General features: G+C 38.2%; 22 protein-coding genes and 1 tRNA gene. 15 read left to right on the top strand and 8 right to left on the bottom strand.

Annotation, left to right across the window (positions count from 1 at the left end; genetic code table 11):
• The first annotated feature begins 9 nt into the window (after positions 1–9).
• From WNY98_RS00115 to WNY98_RS00090, 6 genes are all read left to right on the top strand, one after another.
• On the top strand, positions 10–741 hold the full coding sequence (locus tag WNY98_RS00115; protein ID WP_004588887.1) for a transglutaminase family protein: 732 nt from the start codon (positions 10–12) through the stop codon (positions 739–741).
• A complete protein-coding gene (locus WNY98_RS00110) occupies positions 728–1,630 on the top strand; it encodes a cation diffusion facilitator family transporter (RefSeq protein ID WP_004588886.1) in 903 nt (300 codons plus the stop codon). Before WNY98_RS00115 ends, WNY98_RS00110 begins: the two co-directional genes overlap by 14 nt.
• Before the next feature lie 55 nt (positions 1,631–1,685).
• Positions 1,686–2,036, top strand: a complete 351-nt coding sequence (locus tag WNY98_RS00105) for a hypothetical protein (RefSeq protein ID WP_004588885.1) — start codon at positions 1,686–1,688, stop codon at positions 2,034–2,036.
• A gap of 83 nt (positions 2,037–2,119) precedes the next feature.
• Positions 2,120–3,337 (top strand): TolC family protein, encoded by a 1,218-nt coding sequence (locus WNY98_RS00100; protein ID WP_008468875.1) that lies wholly within the window; start codon positions 2,120–2,122, stop codon positions 3,335–3,337.
• Positions 3,338–3,401: 64 nt separating this feature from the next.
• The gene (locus WNY98_RS00095; protein ID WP_002962258.1) at positions 3,402–4,658 is read left to right on the top strand and encodes an efflux RND transporter periplasmic adaptor subunit; all 1,257 of its coding nucleotides are present in this window, start codon (positions 3,402–3,404) and stop codon (positions 4,656–4,658) included.
• An 11-nt stretch (positions 4,659–4,669) separates the two neighbouring features.
• A complete protein-coding gene (locus WNY98_RS00090; protein WP_004588883.1) occupies positions 4,670–7,870 on the top strand; it encodes a CusA/CzcA family heavy metal efflux RND transporter in 3,201 nt (1,066 codons plus the stop codon).
• A 248-nt stretch (positions 7,871–8,118) separates the two neighbouring features.
• Here the strand turns inward: WNY98_RS00090 and WNY98_RS00085 are convergent, their stop codons facing one another.
• Complete coding sequence (locus WNY98_RS00085) at positions 8,119–8,742, bottom strand: tyrosine-type recombinase/integrase (protein ID WP_004589486.1); 624 nt, start codon at positions 8,740–8,742, stop codon at positions 8,119–8,121.
• A gap of 149 nt (positions 8,743–8,891) precedes the next feature.
• Between WNY98_RS00085 and WNY98_RS00080 the strand changes: the two genes are divergently transcribed.
• The 3 genes from WNY98_RS00080 to WNY98_RS00070 all read left to right on the top strand — a co-directional run bounded on the left by WNY98_RS00080 (position 8,892) and on the right by WNY98_RS00070 (position 9,927).
• Positions 8,892–9,269: a MerR family transcriptional regulator gene (locus tag WNY98_RS00080; RefSeq protein ID WP_010557530.1), complete on the top strand. Its 378-nt coding sequence runs from the start codon at positions 8,892–8,894 to the stop codon at positions 9,267–9,269.
• 65 nt (positions 9,270–9,334) lie between these two features.
• On the top strand, positions 9,335–9,724 hold the full coding sequence (merC, locus tag WNY98_RS00075) for an organomercurial transporter MerC (protein ID WP_024601094.1): 390 nt from the start codon (positions 9,335–9,337) through the stop codon (positions 9,722–9,724).
• A complete protein-coding gene (locus WNY98_RS00070; RefSeq protein ID WP_076916053.1) occupies positions 9,712–9,927 on the top strand; it encodes a GDCCVxC domain-containing (seleno)protein in 216 nt (71 codons plus the stop codon). Before merC ends, WNY98_RS00070 begins: the two co-directional genes overlap by 13 nt.
• Positions 9,928–10,240: 313 nt before the next feature.
• Here the strand turns inward: WNY98_RS00070 and WNY98_RS00065 are convergent, their stop codons facing one another.
• Positions 10,241–10,486 carry a hypothetical protein gene (locus tag WNY98_RS00065; protein ID WP_342876796.1) on the bottom strand — a complete coding sequence of 82 codons (246 nt, stop codon included), beginning with the start codon at positions 10,484–10,486 and terminating at the stop codon, positions 10,241–10,243.
• Positions 10,486–10,674 (bottom strand): hypothetical protein, encoded by a 189-nt coding sequence (locus WNY98_RS00060; RefSeq protein ID WP_342876795.1) that lies wholly within the window; start codon positions 10,672–10,674, stop codon positions 10,486–10,488. The genes WNY98_RS00065 and WNY98_RS00060 overlap by 1 nt, the downstream gene beginning before the upstream one ends.
• Before the next feature lie 953 nt (positions 10,675–11,627).
• Between WNY98_RS00060 and WNY98_RS00055 the strand changes: the two genes are divergently transcribed.
• A complete protein-coding gene (locus tag WNY98_RS00055; RefSeq protein ID WP_138529422.1) occupies positions 11,628–12,461 on the top strand; it encodes an AAA family ATPase in 834 nt (277 codons plus the stop codon).
• A 61-nt stretch (positions 12,462–12,522) separates the two neighbouring features.
• Entirely contained in the window at positions 12,523–13,377 is an 855-nt protein-coding gene (locus tag WNY98_RS00050; protein ID WP_138529420.1) for a hypothetical protein, read from the top strand.
• 29 nt (positions 13,378–13,406) lie between these two features.
• Here the strand turns inward: WNY98_RS00050 and WNY98_RS00045 are convergent, their stop codons facing one another.
• The 3 genes from WNY98_RS00045 to WNY98_RS00035 form a co-directional block, all read right to left on the bottom strand.
• The gene (locus tag WNY98_RS00045) at positions 13,407–13,640 is read right to left on the bottom strand and encodes a hypothetical protein (protein ID WP_138529418.1); all 234 of its coding nucleotides are present in this window, start codon (positions 13,638–13,640) and stop codon (positions 13,407–13,409) included.
• 432 nt (positions 13,641–14,072) lie between these two features.
• The gene (locus WNY98_RS00040) at positions 14,073–14,465 is read right to left on the bottom strand and encodes a hypothetical protein (RefSeq protein WP_138529416.1); all 393 of its coding nucleotides are present in this window, start codon (positions 14,463–14,465) and stop codon (positions 14,073–14,075) included.
• Between the two features lie 247 nt (positions 14,466–14,712).
• Positions 14,713–15,396 carry a hypothetical protein gene (locus WNY98_RS00035; protein ID WP_342876794.1) on the bottom strand — a complete coding sequence of 228 codons (684 nt, stop codon included), beginning with the start codon at positions 15,394–15,396 and terminating at the stop codon, positions 14,713–14,715.
• A 78-nt stretch (positions 15,397–15,474) separates the two neighbouring features.
• Here WNY98_RS00035 and WNY98_RS00030 point away from each other — a divergent pair, with 78 nt between their 5' ends.
• A complete protein-coding gene (locus tag WNY98_RS00030) occupies positions 15,475–16,008 on the top strand; it encodes a pyocin activator PrtN family protein (protein WP_342876793.1) in 534 nt (177 codons plus the stop codon).
• A 497-nt stretch (positions 16,009–16,505) separates the two neighbouring features.
• Here the strand turns inward: WNY98_RS00030 and WNY98_RS00025 are convergent, their stop codons facing one another.
• Positions 16,506–17,126, bottom strand: a complete 621-nt coding sequence (locus tag WNY98_RS00025) for a MarC family protein (protein ID WP_342876792.1) — start codon at positions 17,124–17,126, stop codon at positions 16,506–16,508.
• A gap of 95 nt (positions 17,127–17,221) precedes the next feature.
• Here WNY98_RS00025 and WNY98_RS00020 point away from each other — a divergent pair, with 95 nt between their 5' ends.
• The 3 genes from WNY98_RS00020 to WNY98_RS00010 all read left to right on the top strand — a co-directional run bounded on the left by WNY98_RS00020 (position 17,222) and on the right by WNY98_RS00010 (position 18,627).
• Positions 17,222–17,659: a transcriptional repressor gene (locus WNY98_RS00020; protein ID WP_024599240.1), complete on the top strand. Its 438-nt coding sequence runs from the start codon at positions 17,222–17,224 to the stop codon at positions 17,657–17,659.
• Positions 17,660–17,734: 75 nt separating this feature from the next.
• Positions 17,735–18,202: a chemotaxis protein CheX gene (locus WNY98_RS00015; RefSeq protein ID WP_007580265.1), complete on the top strand. Its 468-nt coding sequence runs from the start codon at positions 17,735–17,737 to the stop codon at positions 18,200–18,202.
• Entirely contained in the window at positions 18,199–18,627 is a 429-nt protein-coding gene (locus tag WNY98_RS00010) for a secondary thiamine-phosphate synthase enzyme YjbQ (protein WP_342876791.1), read from the top strand. Before WNY98_RS00015 ends, WNY98_RS00010 begins: the two co-directional genes overlap by 4 nt.
• A 223-nt stretch (positions 18,628–18,850) precedes the next feature.
• Here WNY98_RS00010 and WNY98_RS00005 read toward each other — a convergent pair.
• Positions 18,851–18,926 (bottom strand) — tRNA-Gly (locus tag WNY98_RS00005).
• Position 18,927 lies beyond the last annotated feature (1 nt).

Raw genomic sequence — 18,927 nt, 5'->3', positions numbered from 1 at the left:
GAAACATCAATGAATAGCAAATATCTAGAAAAAACCAAGATAGTAAATTTTGAACACTCTACAATTCAATCATTAATTTCTGAGCGTAATTGGCAAGAACTCGATGACTTCAACAAAATTGGTGCAGCCTACCAATTTGTTAAAGATGAAATATTATTTGGTTACAATGAGAGTGATGATATTTCAGCAAGCAGTGTTTTAGCCGATGGTTACGGACAATGCAATACCAAGGGTAACTTGCTGATGGCTTTGTTACGAGGATTAGGTATTCAATGTCGTTTTCACGGCTTTACTATTGAGCAGCGATTACAAAAAGGAGCTATTCCAACTTATGTATTTTGGTTAGCACCTAAATATATCATTCATAGTTGGATTGAAGTTTATTTCAAGGATCGTTGGATAAACTTAGAAGGCTTTATATTAGATGAACAATATTTAAGTTCACTACAGCACAAATTTAGTCAAATAAAAAACGAATTTTGTGGTTATGGTGTTGCAACAAAGTGTTTCTCTTCGCCAGATACAGATTGGCGTGGTCAAGATACCTATATACAAAAAGAAGGTATTCATGATGATTTTGGTGTTTATAATTCCCCTGATGAGTTTTATCTCGAAAAAGGAACTAACTTATCAGGAATCAAACGTTGGATGTATCAACGAGTGATCCGTCACTTTATCAATTTTAACGTAGTCAATGTAAGAAATTTAAAAGTTCTTGAGGTGGAAAATGCACAATCATAGCCATAGCCATTCGCATGGAAAAGACGACCGTATAGGTTGGACATTTTTCCTTAATGTTTCATTTACTATTATCGAATTTATTGGTGGTTGGCTAACCAACAGTACCGCTATTATGGCTGATGCTGTACATGACCTGGGTGACAGTTTATCTATAGGATTCGCTTGGATACTGAGTCGTTTCTCGGATAAAGAAGCATCCGATAGATTTAGCTATGGCTATCGTCGTCTTACCCTGTTTGGCGCATTAATTAACAGTATTGTATTAGTTATTGGTTCTGTCTGGGTGCTATTTGAAGCAATACCAAGATTATCTAATCCTGAAATGCCAATGGCTGAAGGAATGTTGGGTCTTGCATTACTTGGGGTTGCTGTTAATGGGTATGCAGTATTTAAACTAAAAGCGGGTAAAACGCTGAACGAAAAAGTACTTACGTGGCATTTGCTTGAAGACGTACTTGGCTGGGTTGCAGTCCTAATTGTTTCTATCGTGCTGCTTTTTGTAGATCTACCAATATTAGATCCTTTGCTTTCTATAGGCTTTACACTGTTTATATTGTTTAACGTTTTGAAAAACCTGAAAACAACATTGGCACTATTTCTTCAAGCTACACCTGATGAAGAAGTGCAGAATAATATTGAAAAAGCGATAAAGGCTATACCTGAAATTAATGGGATTCATCATATGCACTTTTGGTCATTAGACGGGGAAAGTCACGTATTAACTGCTCACCTAGAGTTAGCCCATAACTTTGAGGTTGATAAATTAATTAGGCTAAAACAACAAGTGGCTAAGGAACTTTCTTCTTATAATTTATCTCATACAACCATTGAGTTTGAGTTTCCTCAAGAAACTTGCCGTGACGAGCATGAAAAACATGCGCATGGCTAGTTTAGAAAACCTTTTTTTGATATTATAATTTTTCATATTTAAGTAGGTGTTTATTTTGAAATTCAATGTTGCGTTAAAAATACTATTAGTCGTTTCGATTGTTTTGCAATCGTTAACTGCTGTTGTATCCGCAACACCTGAGAATCACCAAATAGATATAGAGCACCTTCAAATTCAACATGATCATGCAGATGATCGAAATGTCTCAAATGATAATGTAGGTGATGAGCAGCATAATGAAAAAGATTGTCATCACTGCGGACATTGCAGTGGCAGCCACTTATCTTGGATTTTAGTCAGTAATTCAAATACCACGGGCAAACTAAACATTATCAATAAAACGCCTTATCAAATTGATCAAACAAGTACCTTTCTTGAAGCGATACTTCGTCCGCCCATTTCTTAATTAGATTAATTTTTAATGACCTATTTATCCTTTAATAATGGATAAAGGTTTCGTGTTTATTAATTTTAAAATTAAGAATTTTTATGTATATATATTTAAAAAATGCAGGTTTAGTCCTGTCTTTATGTATGGCTGTGAGTTTTTCAGTTGCCACTTATGCCAAACAGAAAAGTATTTCATGGCTAGATAGTCAAATAAATAAAGATCCCGAAGTTGTTGCGGCTAAAGAGTTACTTAATGCAAGTAATCATAGAGCCAAGAGCTTAACTAAAGCCGTATATAACCCAGAGCTTGAAGCAAGCTATGAAAAAGAGGGTGATTTTGATAATTATTCTATTGGTATCAGTCAAACGATTGATTTTTGGGATAAGCAATCAGCAAATAAAAGCATTGGTGAAATTGGTGTTTATGCAAACCAGCAACAATTGTTATCTCTACTCGATTCTAAAAAGGCTAACGCTTTAACTGCAATAGTTAATTGGCAAGCAGCAAAAAAGGTGGCTCAGTTACTTTCAGTAAGAGAAAATCAATTACAAACGCTCGTTGGAATTATTGAAGATAAGCGAAAAGCAGGACTTTTAGAGCCACTTGACGCTGAACTGGTTTATTTAAACTTGTCCCAAGTTTTCAGTGAAATATCTGAGTCGCAAATTGCTTTGAAAAATGCAGAGGTAAATGTTCAGGAGTTATTGCCTGATTGGACGCCTAATACTACCAATTTGTTTTCATTTACTTTTGGAGCAACAAACTATTCATTTAACTCTCAGTGGGTTGAGGAACATCCAAAAGTTAAACTCGCTAGAGCGCAATGGAAGATAAAACAATCTAAAGCTCAACTAACCACTATGGAATCTAAAGCCAATCCAACCATTGGAGTTAACGCAGGGAAAAGTGGAGATGAAGACTTGATTGGCGTGACTTTCTCAATGCCTTTAAATATCAGAAATAACTATTCAGATACTGTTAAAGCCGCTTATTCAGAAGCAATTGCAGCAGAGGCTAACTTTCGGTCGGTTTATCGAAAGCAGTCATTTGAAGCAAAAGCTAATTATGAATCGCTTATTGTCAGTAAAAAATATTATGAGCAATGGCAAAAACTGACAAAAGGCAGATTAGATAGCAGCGAAAACTTATTAAATAAGCGCTGGGAAGCTGGTGACATTAATACTTCTGACTACTTACTTGCATTAAATCAACGTGCGGAAGGGCTTCATGCAGGAATACGTTTGGAAAATCAATTCAAGCTTGCAGAAATATCCTTCATTTTAAGTATGGGTCAGTTATCCAAATTTGAGATTTGAGCGCTTTGTTTTTTCAGTAGCGAAAAACGAAATCTTAAATTTATTAAAAATATAGGTTACAAAAATGAATACAGTAATTAGTAAAAAATTTTTAGCCGTAGTAATTAGCTGCCTGTTAGTTGGGTTTACTACAAATCATGATGCTTTTGCACAGTCGTCAGATGGAACTGGTTCTGTCACAAACGTTTCGAAACAAGAAGAAAAAGAACATCAAGATGAGCATGAACACGAAAAGGGACATGAAGAAGATAAAGGTGACCATGACGAGCACGGCCATGAAGGTGGTAATAAAGAGGGAGAAGAAGGACATGAAGAAGGTATCACTATTGATCCAAAGAAGATGTCGCTTGCTAACATTAAAGTGGAAAGTGTTAAGCCTGAATATCAATTTAGCTCCGTATATGCACCTGGCGAAATAAAAGCTAATGGCTATAAAAGTTATGTGGTATCACCACGTACAGAGTCAGTCATTATCAGTCGCCATGCAGCGCTTGGCGAGTATGTAGAAATAGGTCAGAAGTTAGTTACATTATTTAGTGAAGCAATGGCACAAGCACAAGCTGACTATTTAATCGCTTCAACCGAATGGCAACGTGTAAAAAAGCTGGGTAATAAGACGGTGAGTGAAAGTCGATTATTACAAGCTGAAACAACATACAATGCGAGCTATGGCAAGCTCATTGCTTTAGGGTTAACTGAAAAAGCAATAAATGGTATTTCTAACAAAGACATTAAAGCATTTGGACAATATGCATTAACGGCGCACCGTGAAGGTGTCGTGCTTCAAGACGACTTTATCCAAGGGCAACGTGTTGATGCTGGGGATTCAGTCATGTTGTTAGCTGATGAAAAACAACTATGGGTTGAAGCAAAAGTTTCTCCAAATAAAAAGCTAAATTTATCAATTGATTCTCCTGCGGTACTTAAATTAGAAGGCCAGAGTTACAATGCCAAAGTTATCCAAGAAGCCCATACAATTGATCCCGTAACTCGTACAAGAATTATTAGATTGGGGGTACAGAATGCTGATGATAACCTTCATTCAGGTATGTTTGTAAAAGTTTACTTTCAGTTTGCCACAAAGCAGAAAGTGATGGCTGTGCCAGAAGAAGCATTGATCCGCAGCGCAGATGGTGATTGGACCGTATTTGTCGAAGACCACCCTGGAGAATTTAAAGCTGTAGAAGTAGAACTAGGCCGAGCCTTAGGTGATTTTAGGGAAATCATTGGCCTTGATAGTGGGACGCGAATTGTAACCAAAGGCGCATTTTTTGTTGCTTCTGAAATCGCTAAAGGCGGATTTGATCCGCATAACCACTAAGGAGCAAGACTATGTTTAATAAAATAATAGATTGGTCTGTTAATAATAGACTCCTGATTTTGATTGCGCTGTTTGCCACAATTGTCGGCGCAATTATGGTTATACCAAAACTAAATTTAGATGCCTTTCCTGATGTTACTAATGTTCAAGTTGCTGTAAATACTGAAGCGCCAGGACTAGCTGCTGAAGAAGTTGAACAACTCATTACGTACCCCATTGAAGCGGTCATGTATGCCTTACCTGATGTAGAACAAGTGCGCTCAATTTCTAAAACAGGCTTGTCTGGCGTCACGGTTGTTTTCAAAGAAGGCACCGACATTTACTTTGCAAGACAACTTGTATTTGAGCGTCTTCAAGCCGCAAAAGAACTGATACCAGAAGGTGTCGGCACACCCGAAATGGGGCCAAACACCTCAGGGCTAGGCCAAGTATTTCAGTACCTTCTTATTTCAGATAAAGATGCAGGCTATGATGCTATGGCACTCAGGAGTCTCAATGATTGGGTAGTAAAATTACTCGTTATGCCTGTCGATGGTGTTACTGATGTACTCTCCTTTGGAGGTATTGTTAGGCAGTACCAAGTAAATGTAGATCCATCTAAGCTTCTTTCTTATAACCTAACGCAAGAAGACGTTGTTGGTGCCCTAGATAACAACAATGCCAATGTTGGCGGATGGTATATGAACCGTGGGCAAGAGCAGCTTGTTATTAGAGGTGCAGGTTGGTTTGAAAGTGGTGACGCTGGTATTAGTAATATCAAACAAGTTCCCGTCAAAACAGTTGATGGGACAGTTGTGACGGTTTCGGATATTGCTAAAGTTGAAATGGGCAGTGAAATTCGTCAAGGTGCTGTCACAATGACGCGCAAAACCGAAGACGGTAAAGTCGAAAATTTAGGTGAAGTTGTCTCTGGCATTGTCTTAAAACGCATGGGGTCTAATACTAAAGCCACCATTGATGGTATCAATGCAAGAATCCCATTGATTAATCAAGCATTGCCTAAAGGTGTTCGCTTTGAACCATTTTATGATCAGGCTGATTTGATTGAAAAAGCCGTTGATACAGTAGTTGATGCACTATTACTAGCATTTATTTTCATCTGTATTGTATTAGCACTATTTTTAATGAATATACGTGCAACCTTCCTTGTCCTAATATCTATTCCAATTTCAATTGGTATCGCGTTAATGATCATGGCTTGGTGGGGCATTTCTGCAAACCTTATGTCATTGGGTGGCATTGCCGTAGCCATTGGTATGCTAGTTGATGGTTCAGTCGTGATGGTTGAAAACATGTTTAAGCATTTAAATAGACCAGACTCTACCCATTTAAAAACTGTAAAAGAAAGAGTGCCTAGTGCTGATACTGATCCACATGATGTAGAACAAGATGAGCATGGTATTAAGTTACGTCTTCAAAATGCGGGTAAAGAAGTGGCTCGTCCCGTATTTTTTGCAGCTTCTATTATTTTAGTCGTATTTACGCCTTTATTTAGCTTTGAAGGTGTTGAGGCAAAGTTATTTCAACCTATGGCAATAAGCATCATTTTAGCTGTTATATCTGCTATTGTGGTTGCGTTGTTTGTTGTACCCGCTTTAGCTACTTATTTATTTAAGTCAGGTGTAAAAGAGAGGGAAAGCTTTGTTCTTAGGCCATTAGACAAACTCTACAGAAAAGGGCTTACATTCGCACTAAAACGCACCAAATTAGTCATTTCAGCCGCACTTATATTAGTTTTCTCTGCCTTTGCATTAGTTCCATTAATTGGTACTGAATTTGTACCTGAGTTAGAAGAAGGGACGATAAACTTAAGAGCAACGCTTGCACCTTCTTCCAGTTTAGATACCGCGCTCACTGTGGCACCAATTCTAGAAGAAAAACTAATGGCTTTCCCTGAAGTAACCTATGCATTAAGCCGAATTGGTCGAGCAGAAATAGGTGGAGACCCAGAGCCTGTGAATAACATCGAAATTTACATAGGGTTGAAGCCTGTTTCTGAGTGGACCAGTGCATCTAATCGATATGAACTTCAAGGAAAAATGGAGAGATCTTTAGAAGAATTCCCTGGGTTGCTACTCAACTTTTCTCAACCTATTGCGACTCGTGTCGATGAGCTACTATCTGGTGTTAAGGCTCAGTTGGCGATAAAGTTGTTTGGGCCTGAACTTGAGGTACTGGCGGCTAAAGGTCAAGAAATAGAAACAGCAATTAAAAACATTGAAGGTGCAAGGGATGTTGCATTGGAGCAAATTGCTGGTGAAGCGCAATTGGTGATAAGTCCTAACAGGCAAGAACTATCACGCTTTGGATTGTCTGTGAGTGACATAATGGAGGTTGTGCGTGATGGTATTGGTGGTGTTGAAGCCGGACAAATAATCAATGGTAATGAACGTTATGATATTTACGTTCGCATAGAGGAAGAGTACCGAAGTAACAAAGAAGCTATTGCTGATATTCGGCTTCAATCACCTACTGGTGCTTGGGTGCGGCTGGGTGACGTAGCCTCAGTCTCATTTGAGTCAGGCCCACCACAAGTTAGACGCGATGATGTACAACGAAGAGTCGTTATCCAAGCAAATGTACAAAATCGAGATATGGGAAGCGTGGTTGCCGATATCAGAACGGTAATTGCTGAAAAGGTTGACTTACCTTCAGGTTATTCTGTTTCGATTGGCGGCCAGTTCGAAAGTCAAAAACGTGCTCAAAATAGGTTAGCTATAGTTGTACCTTTATCGTTAGCACTAATCGCACTACTACTTTACTTTGCCTTTGGTTCTGTTGGTCAAGCTATGCTGATATTGGTCAACGTGCCGCTTGCTGTAATTGGCGGAGTTTTCTCCTTATATTTATCTGGACAATACTTGTCTGTACCAAGCTCCGTTGGCTTTATTACCTTATTTGGTGTAGCGGTATTGAATGGGGTCGTTATGGTAGAAAGTATCAACCAACGTATTAAAGACGGTCTAGAAGCATCTAAAGCCGTTTTTGAAGGCGCTACTTCAAGATTAAGACCTGTACTTATGACTGCTATAACATCAGCTTTAGGTTTGATACCGATGTTAATGTCTAATGGTGTTGGTGCAGAAATACAGCGCCCATTAGCGAGTGTTATTGTTGGCGGCTTGGTAACTGCAACACTGTTAACATTATTTGTTTTACCTGTTTTATATCGCTGGTTTTCAGAGAAAAAAATAAAAGAGCTATCCAGATAAAATTACTGTGAACTCTAACCCCACGCTAAAGTCACGTTTAGCGTGGGGTTATTGAGTAGATGAACGAAAAGAAAGATTAGATTTAACAATAAACTAATAGTCATGACTGCTTTGTCGGAATATTTGTCGTTAAACAGGCCAAAGCTAACTTCCGCTTTCGTATCTTTGCAGTCTTAATCTCTATGTGTCTCAAGGTCGGATTATGGCACGTGCCAGACTCTAACTTCGAGTCTGGCTTAGGTTCAAATTTAAGCATCGATCTGTTCTGATACTTCTAACGCATCATCAACTTCTATTCCCAAGTACCTGACAGTGCTCTCTAGTTTTCTATGGCCAAGTAGAAGCTGACAGGCTCTTAAATTTTTAGTTTTTTTGTAAATTAGTGATGGTTTGGTACGTCTCATTGAATGAGTGCCATATTGAGTCTTATCTAACCCAATTGAGGTGACCCAAGAGTCAACTATACGTCCATATTGACGGGTTGAAAGGTGTTCAGAGGAATGAATTCGTGACTTAAACAAGTAATCATAAGAATTGAGAGTAAATTGCTCTATGAGCGCCACAATTGATTTCCTTGTATTTCCAGTAATTTCAAATTGAACAGGCATACCAGTCTTTTTTTGAACGACTATTGCCCGTGATTGGATTGCTTTACCATGTGCAATGTCATTAACTTTTAGTGAAACTAAATCACACCCTCTTAGTTTGCTATCTATGGCTAGGTTAAATAGTGCTAGATCTCTTATTTTATGAAAAAGTTCCAGTCGTATTCGGATAGCCCATATTTGCTGTAATTTTAGAGGTAACTTTTGTCCTACAAGCTTATTTTTATTCCAAGGCTCTTTAGGCTGATATATAGTTAACTGGTGCATTAGTTGTACTCCGGTGTTTATGGAGTTTTAAGCTTAGCTCGCTACAAAAGAATTCGGGTATGAGCGAAAACCAGTCATTGTAGTTCGAGCAATTTTACTTCGTATTGATATACTAATGTCATGATTAAAGTTGATTTTATGGTTGGACGATGAAAACAATAGGCAAGTTGGCTAAAGAACTTGATATAGGCGTAGAAACTATACGGTTTTATGAGCGGGAAGGCTTGATAAAACAGCCTCAAAAACCTCAAAATGGTTATCGTGTCTATGACGACTCAATCACCAAACAATTACAATTCATCTGTAAGGCCAAAGCACTTGGCTTTACTCTAAAAGAAGTGGCTTCATTGATGTCAATGGATGGCGATTGTGCCAAAGTAGAATCCCTAGGCTTGCTGAAATTGAACGTAATTCAAAATAAGATAGCTGACCTTCAACGCTTAGAAGTCGTCATAAAAGAAATGACTAATTCATGCCGCAACAATAACGATCAATCCCACTGCCCAATAATCGATTCGCTAAAATAGCATTGACTCCGTACCTACCTACGGAGTTCATACTCAAATCATTCAAATAATGTTAGACGTTAAAAATGATTAATAAGATTTTAGATAAAGTTAGCTCAGGTGGTGTTTGGCTTGCGGCTCTTAGTTGTACGGGGTGCTTCCCCGCACTCGGCTCGTTAGCATCAGCATTAGGATTAGGCTTTCTCTCTCACTTTGAGGGAATTGCTGTAAATACCTTGTTACCTATATTTGCAACTCTGGCATTGTTGGTAAATTTGTATAACTGGTATAAAAACCAAAATCATGCGAGAGGTATTCTTGGGGTTATTGGCCCTATAGCGGTTTTGTTAACCCTCTATCCACTATGGCAATACGAATGGAGCACTTATTTGTTTTATGTAGGTATTTGTTTGATGATTGTAATGTCCGTATTAGACATTGTTAAACCTTTGAAGGAGCAAACATGCAAAGTATAGAGTTAAATTCTACCATTACTTGCCCTGAGTGTGGCTTCAGTAAAACTGAAGAAATGCCAACCAACGCTTGCCAGTGGTATTATGAATGTGAATCTTGCAAAGTTCTCCTAAAGCCTTTGAAAGGCGATTGTTGCGTATATTGCTCTTATGGAACAGTGAAATGCCCGCCAATTCAAGAAGGTCAAAGTTGTTGCGATAGCTAAATGACAGTCTATTAATGGCAATGAGAAGGCATAAAAAGAAATAGTGAAATGTCAGCAATCGTATCATTGCAGCCTTTATCACTAAGTCACTCAAGGGCTGCTTTTGGCACAATTGGGCCACTTGCTAGAATGAACTTAAAGTCAAAACAAACTTCCCATGAAATTAGAGTGGCAGATATAAGTTAAATTAAAAAATAAATTGTAGGGAGTTCAGCGGGAAATATGGGGGAAATTAAAATAATTAAGTAAGTTTATAAAACTAAAAAAGCGCCCTAGAATTGGGCGCTTTGCGTTTCGGACAAATAGACAGGTTTTATACAAATTTAAATAACAGATATTTGAGCATAACGTTCATATTTCGCTTATTACTTTGGCGATATTGCTCATAGTTGATTATGCCAATAGCCATTTTGCTACAGAATAAAGTGAGTGAAATAAACCAAGCTAAGTTTTGAGTTGATTGATATTGAAAAAACAGTAACCCTGAGCCACTAAAAGCAATAGTCGAATAGACAATTTCTATTCGATAACCACGGATAGCTTTTAAGATTTTGAGCATTAAAAGCCGTCATCAAATGCATCAAAATAATCGTCTTCTATTGACCCTTCTATTTCGTGCACTGTCATTACTCTGTCTGGCTGGCCTATCACATTGCCACCAACATCTACGATATTAGCGCTCGCATTTGTGATAGGTAACCCTGTTGTTGGGTTAATAGCGATATCAGTAACGTCATTGTTTTTCATTTTTCAAACCTTATTAATCATTAATTTCTGCTATCAAATTTAATGATTTCGTGATAAAAAACAAACATGTTTGACTGCGCAGCTCAGCAACAAACAGTTTGAATTAAGCAATTAGCCCTTCCCTTACTCCACCTAATTTTATTAAGTAAAAACCTTTTATTCTTTTCTAAAAAATTCATTAATAAGTTTAATTTGAAGGCGGTTTTGTCTGAAAGACGTTATAAAAAACGCATTTTTCGGCACGAAAAACTGCAAAAAAGCGCCTCAGAATGAGGCCAACAAGCGCGTAATGTGTTGTAGGCGAAGCCGCAGACACATGGAGACCGCGCGAATGTACAGCTGGTCTGTACCAACCGCGATAGTGTTTCGCATCAGCGAAATTCGATTAAAATTTGGCACAAATTGATATCGAACCATAATTTTCGTAGAAAATTACAGCAGATGAAAAATGCAAATTATGGGGCACCCATTGCATTGTCAGGCGCGGCAGTATGGCGGTTGGTACAGAGCGTAGTGAGGTGCATTCGCGCTGGGTCTACAACGCTAGCGCGATAGCGCGTCGAGTCAGCTCGTTGCGGAGCAACACCAGAGCTGGCGTGCGTTTTAGGCCCAATGGTTGAGTAGCGCAGCGACGAGACCATCCGCTGAAAGCGGCTTCTCTTTAATGGTTTAATCCCTTGTTTCATTAAAAGAGCAAACGCGCAACGTCTTGCAATGAATACCGTAATATTTTTGCCTAATTGAAATAAAGAATAACCTATAAAGTAAGGCCTCCTCTTTAAGAGGAGGCCTTACTTTATAGGTTTAATTCACACAAATTTTCTACGTTTAAAAACACGCTTAATAAAAATAAAAAATAAATTGGATAATTTTACATAAACCGCAATTAGTTCGTTCTTCGACATCCTATTTAGAAATTCCGAAATATCGCAATCTCATAGGAGTTTATTAATATGAATGACCAAAAACATAGCCAACAATTTACACAAAGCAGTGAATCAACAAACACACCTAATCCATTACATCAATTAAGAAAAGCCGATAGCGTGCTTAGTATTGTTCAGGCCGATATTCCTCAACCATGCATCATTGTACCTTCGATATTAACCGCCGGAGAGGCTACGCTGCTTGCTGCCGGAGCTGGCTCTGGAAAAACCTATATATCTCAGTATATCGCAGCGTGTGTTGCTGCTGGCACTACTAGTTTTGGTAATGAGCCGTGCGAAGCTAAAAAAGTTTTGTATATTGATGCTGAATTAGGTTTGCATCAGATACAAACACGTTTTGCCAATATTTTTAACGCGATAGGCGCTGGGCCTGGTGACCAATTATTTAGAGTAATTCATAGAAAAAGTATTCCAGGAGGAATGCCCGACCTCGCAACACCTGATGGTTTTGATGCACTCGTCAGTGATATTGAATGGGCCGATGTAGTGATTTTCGATAACCTATCCGCACTGTATACATCCGCAGAAGAGCTCAATCAAAACGACTGGAACTACTACAACAAATGTATTGATGCATTACGAAACGAAGGAAAGTCAATTTTGATACTGCACCATACAGATAAAACAGGCAAAAACTACCGAGGCCATACCGAGATTGCGCGTGCTGTTGATAACGTGCTCATTGCAGCAAAAGATTTAAAACTGAGTACTAACGCAGTGACTGTGGTTGATATAACGCAGTCTAAATCACGTAACGGCGCCAGTAGTGAAAAGCTTATGAGTATCGCGTTTGGTGATGTATATAACGATGGGCAATTTTTGATGATTCGCGCTAAATAAGCAGTCAATTTCGCATACTCGGGAGTTATATAAATTATGACTCCTGATTAAGTGAACTCAAATGCAAAAAGATAACGACTATGCTCACCAATACGCCCGCTATTTTGACATTGATATGCGATATAACGTAGGTGCTAACAACTATCAAAAGGGGGTAAACCGTACTGCTCTAACAGTCCTTATTGCGGTCAGGTTTTCTATTGTCGCGCCAGTGATTATTCGCTGGTTCTATAATATTAGTCAACCTCAAGCGCTTGCCCATTTAAATAAGTTAGTAGACGAAAAACTGTTAACGATGGTCCCTACACATAGAAGTCCTGATGGGCGGGTCTATATTCCTAGCTACTCAGGAGCTAAATACGCACAAGAGCAAACCAGTATTGATACTTACTTTCGCTCAAAATCAAACCCCGCACTGCAGGTTAACCACAACCACATAATGCACGACCTGATGAATACATTTGTTGCCCTTCGCGGATTACATAACCATACCTCAGACGGCGTTTACAGGCCGCTATGGACAGGATTTTTATCTGAGCCAGAATTTAAACGACTTTATAATCAAAGCAGTGCGCGAATTGTAGACGGTGTGGCCGTATTACCAGATAGAACCGTCGTTGCTATCGAAATTGAAAACTCATTTAAAAGTAAATCGACACGTCAGACTATACTGCTCAAATACCTCGCCTCACTTAAAGCAGGCCACTACCAACAGGTATTTATATTTTCACAATCTACGCAAATATTTGAAGATATAAAAAGATTACACACCCAGTTACTGACAGAGCTCCCAGAGCGCATAAATAAGAGAACCCAACAACCATTCATGACTCACAAAGATGCTGCGTTATTACAATCTGCGATTGTGTATCGCACAAAATTTTGCGATGAAATTACAGCGTTATTCTATTCATAAGAAAGAGCATCAAAATGATGCTCTAGAAGTTAATGGCGATTAGACCACTGCGCAATAATATCCAATGTCAAATGGCTTGCGTAACACGCTAAAATCAATAGTACATACGAGTTAGCTGCCATATCTGTAATTAATGGTATATCACAGACCTTTTTGTAATGAAGCCAACCCGATAACGCAAATGTGTAGCCGCTTATGGAGCACACATCTGAGAGTGTTCGAACTATCACCCCGAACTGCCATTTTATTGGTTTATTTTTCATAATATCTCTTATGTATATGACCTATTTTAATTAGGTATGCACAACTAAGAGGCATTGTTGATATTTCGCATAGAATATCAAAACGGTAAAATTTGAATGTAAAAAAGGAGTGAATATTATTCACTCCTTTTTATTTTTAACCTGTCTACATTAGGTAACTAAGACCGCGCATTCGGGCCCTGCTGCCAAAACAATCGCTATATTGTTTTCTCCCTACATAACCCTGTACGTCATACAGAGTATGAATATTCATTTAAATGCAGTGAATCACCACAAAGGCTCTTCAGGTAGGTAAGCCTGTTTAGCGCCAGGCTCGGTGCAATTTTTTGGAGTAATGAACATGCAGTGTGTAACTTATTTTTGGTTCTATACATATAACTAGTAGCGTTGCAGGGAAATAAAAAAGCGAACCACGTGGTTCGCTAAAGGTTTTTAGGTATTTTCTAATATATCTAACCAATGGCACTCTGTAGCTGCAAAATACTCATTCGGTTTTAGCATAAATAGTTGCTCAAATTCTGCAGTAAACAACCCACAAAATTTTGTTATTTCTTCAATATGTATGAGTAAAAAAGCATACATCTCAATACCTTCCAAATACCTCTCCGAGAACTCAGGATTAGCAGCTAGTAACTGTTGAGAAATACTAATACCCAGCACACTCCCCACGCTATCTCGGTGTAAATAAATGTAATTGGTGAAGCTCAGTTCAAGTTCTTGCTTATCAACAACATCAGCTAGTAGCAAAATTGTTGAACTGTCATCCCACGGTGATTTACTAGCGCGTACATATTGGCGGATGAATTTCGATTGTTTGTCTTTCATGGTTTTCCCTAGTTATTTGTCCTAAAACTAACTAGGCATAAGTGAGGAGAAAAATTGAAAGGTAATAGATAAACGACGTAAATTTGCAAAACACACCAAAAACGTTAAGGTTAAGAAAGTGTTTCAAATATTGAGAATTTAAGATGAGTGATTTTATATGGTTATTACCGGCTGCTGTGCTGAGCATAATTTTAATTAGACTTGTTAAACAAACTAAAAAAGTAAATTAAGTAAAACAGTACTTAACTCATCGTCTGTAGCCGCCGTTAGCTATATAAACCTTTTTTATAGCAGTTTTTTTAGCCGTTTTTTTGGCCGCTTTTTTAGCCGGTCTTCTTATTTCGTCAGTCTGTTTTTCAAAATAGTCTCTGATGTACTGAAACCTCTCTTTTGCTTTTGCCTCTGGACGTAATGCACCCATGATCACCTCATGAAAACCGCCAGGTTCAGGAATCGGTATTTCAGTCCAAATAACCTTCTCTCCATTTTTATTGAATTCTGGATTTTTAGGATGTTGAAAGTAAAATTGCTTAGCTCGATAGTCGATTACGCTACAATCTGTGCAATAGTTGTTGGACGAGAATCGATACCAACCTAATCTTGCCTCTTCATCTTTCTTGTTTTTAAACTTTTTTCTAATCACATCCATTTTTTCTTCAGGGATATCGTCCATTAAAGTAATGCACTTATCACATCGATACGCTGACTCATAAGTTTTAAAGCCTCCCGCTATAGCTTTATTTCGCCTAGCCGTATTTTCTTTTTTAAGGTCTGCCAATGGCCGAGTATTTGAACGGGCAAGCAAATAGCAATCGTGACAACCTCTCTTTCTAATTTTTAGCGTGCAACCACATATTTTACATTTTCGACCTTCATATACTTCACTTTTTCCGGTGTATATCAGTGCTGAATCACTTGTATTTTCTGCCATAAAACCATTTGCTCAAAAAAACTCAGTAGATAATAACAGATTGTATTAATTCAGCACATTATCTCTTAGATATGAAAATTGAGACGGAGTAATGCACTGAAAACACTTAATCTACTTTTTAACGAATATGGTACAGATGAAATATCAGCAGATGATATTCGCCAAAAATATTTTGGAGAAAGTAATAAATCTAAGTTTGAAAAGATGCTTAGCGACAACCCAAAACTTTTGATTTTGCAAAGCTCTTTAAATAGAAAGCTTAGCTTATTTGGATTATCCACTCTAATCGAAAATCGCCGTAACCGTAAACACAACAAAGAGGTAAGTAATATGGTCACTACTCGCTTAGGACTACTTGAACAATTTGGCAGCTGTATTATTCATCTAGCGGATGTCACTGAACAGTATTTCCCATTTAGCTATGACATAACTGTGAAGAAGATCAAGTCAGGTGAGTTGGCATTAAATGTTTTTAAAATTATGGATAGCCAAAAAGCTCCCCTACTTGTGCATATTGATGATTTGGTAGAGTTGTTGGACGCTCGCCGCAAAAAGGCTAAGGAAGAGCTGAAAGATAGAGCCTCTACTTACAACAGCCTAAAATACAAATAAAGTTTGATTGAGTTGTTAGAGATCATTCCACAAATATCAACAAGCTGATCGCATAAAATGTAACAGGGTATCATCGAACAGGGATGTTCTAATCTCGTCAACTAACAGCCTTATTGATAAGCTCAACTTTTTCCACAGCTACCTTCTTGGACTATATATTCTTATAATCCCACAAATTATTATCCCTATAGAATAACTGTATATTATTCGCTTAGCATCCTGAAAAGTTACAACAATTATTTCTGGATATTTACGATTATTTCATTAAGATGGGAAGACAATAGGAAGACAGCCAATTTCTAACTAGAGATTAAAGCCCTTATAAATCATAGCATTGAGTCAAATATAGACGGTTAGTCGTTACCATCAAGCATTGGTGCCACAGAAAAGCGTCTATCCAAAGTACATTTATTCAAAGCAAACCTCAGGGTATTAAAGTTATTAAGCACAGCTTAAAAGGCGCTGCATTTTACACAAAAGCCTAACGGGCATCAATGTTAAGAGAACACCTGCAAGCCAAAATAATGAGCTATGCCATTTAAAATATTGGTAACCGCAACCGAACTTAAAATAAGCCCCATAATTCTACTTATTATACTTGCACCACTGTCACCAATTAATTTATGTACATGCGTTGCAAGCAATAACAAAACCAGTACAACCGCTAATACAGCAAGCATCATTGAAGACGTTAGTAACTGCTCAACCCATGTATATTCTTCGTTTCGGGTCATTAATACGGCGCCTAACATAGCGCCCGGGCTCGCAATAGATGGAATCGCTAACGGAAAAATAGCGGTTTCAGTACTATCGCGCACACTTTTAATTTCGGCTTCAGGTTTACTTTCACCAAATATCATTGAAAGCGCAAAAATAAGTAATATGATACCGCCGGCTATTTGAAAAGCCGAAAGTGGGATTTCAATTGCGTTAAGTAATTGCTCACCTGCAAGTACAAAAAATAAGAGCACTAATGCAGATACGCCTACCGCTTTAAATATAACTTTACGTTTAAATTTCTCATCACCACCACGTGTGACTGCAATAAATACAGGGACAGTGCCAATGGGGTCAATAACCGCAAAAAAGAAAATAAATATAGCCAATAGTTCGTGCATTACTGGGTTTCCTAGGTAAAAAGCGCTTAATAAAAACGCTGCAACTACAACACAGTATGTTAGTATACCACGGTAGCATAAGGATAAGAGTAATGATGAATATAGAATCACTCGTAAGTAAAGCAAAACAAGTTTGTGACAACCGTGGTGCGCGTTTTACGCCTATCCGCGAGAAAGTATTTCGTCTATTAGCCAGTGCACAAGGTGGTGTTGGTGCATACGATTTGCTTGAGCAATTAAAAGTAACTGAAACAGGTGCTAAACCTGCAACTATTTATCGTGCATTAGACTTTTTAGCTGAACTAGGCTTTATTCATAAAATTGAAAGCACAAATGCATTTATGCTGTGCCATCATTTTGATCATATTCATCCTGTACAGTTATTAATTTGCGATACCTGTGGATTTGTTAAAGAGTTGCACTCGACCGTTATCTCTCATGAGTTGAATAATTTAGCCGCTGAAGGTGGATTCGTTGTTTCTGGACAAACAATCGAAGCACATGGCAAATGTGAGTCTTGTAGAGCATCATAATCCCCCAAAATTATCCTTAGTGGCTATACTCATACTATATAGCCATTTATTAGCCCCAATTTAAGAGTACCCACTATGAATGTAGAGTTCATCAATCCGTTTTTATCATCTTTAATTAATGTTTTGAGCACTATGGCTCAAACTCAATTAAAACCGGGTAAACCTCGCATTAAAACTGATGAGATTGCCTGTGGTGATGTATCAGGTTTGATTGGTATGGTTGGCCCGCAAACTCGCGGATCATTTTCAATTACGTTTGATGAAGGGCTAGCATTAACCATTATGGAACGTATGCTTGGCGAAAGGCCAGATACTATAGATGAAGAAGTAACTGACATGGTTGGCGAGATAACCAACATGGTAACCGGCGGTGCTAAAAACTTACTAGGCGAAAAAGGCTTCGACTTTGATATGGCAACACCTATTGTGGTGTCGGGTAAGGGTCATACAATTACTCATAAAAGCCAAGGTAAAAAGATTATCATGCCATTTAGCTGTGACGCTGGTAATGCAAACATTGAAGTTAGCTTCGATAAACTATGAGTTGGCAGCAAAAGCAAATTACATTAAAACCTCGCCCGCGGGGTTTTCATATAATTGATGACGAAATATTGTCTCAACTTCCTGAACTGGCAAATTACAAAATAGGCTTGTTACATTTATTTATTCAGCATACCTCAGCAAGTCTTACCATAAACGAGAATGCAGACCCCACTGTTCGTATGGACATGGAAAGCCATTTCAATAAATTTGTTCCTGAACGTCAACCTTATTATCGTCACGATTATGAAGGTGATGACGACATGCCCGCACATATTAAAACCAGTACGTTAGGCTGTGAGTTAAGTATTCCTATTTCAAATGGTTGTTTAGCGATAGGTACATGGCAAGGTGTTTACTTGGGGGAGCATCGTGACTCTGGTGGCTCAAGGCGAATTATAGCGACTATTCAAGGGGAGCTGTTTTAACACAAGCTTCTCGGTTTAAAATGTTAACCTCTGTTTTTTTTCAGTCATACCCTCATAGATTCAAAATACGCCACTCTATAGACGTAAATCTTAGGTGCGCGAAGTAATAATTTCTAATAATCAAAACTTCAATGCTGAATATTACACATAGAATAAAGTAGATGAGAGATATTTTAAATTATGATTTTTTAATACAGAAAATTTTGAAAGGATATAAAATGATTGGAGCGGTACACGAGGCTCGAACTCGTGACCTCGACCTTGGCAAGGTCGCGCTCTACCAACTGAGCTAGTACCGCA

Source organism: Pseudoalteromonas sp. AS71 (assembly GCF_038900275.1).
Lineage (GTDB): Bacteria > Pseudomonadota > Gammaproteobacteria > Enterobacterales > Alteromonadaceae > Pseudoalteromonas.
Note: the sequence above shows the minus strand (reverse complement) of the source record. Positions and strands in the feature narration are given on the sequence as shown.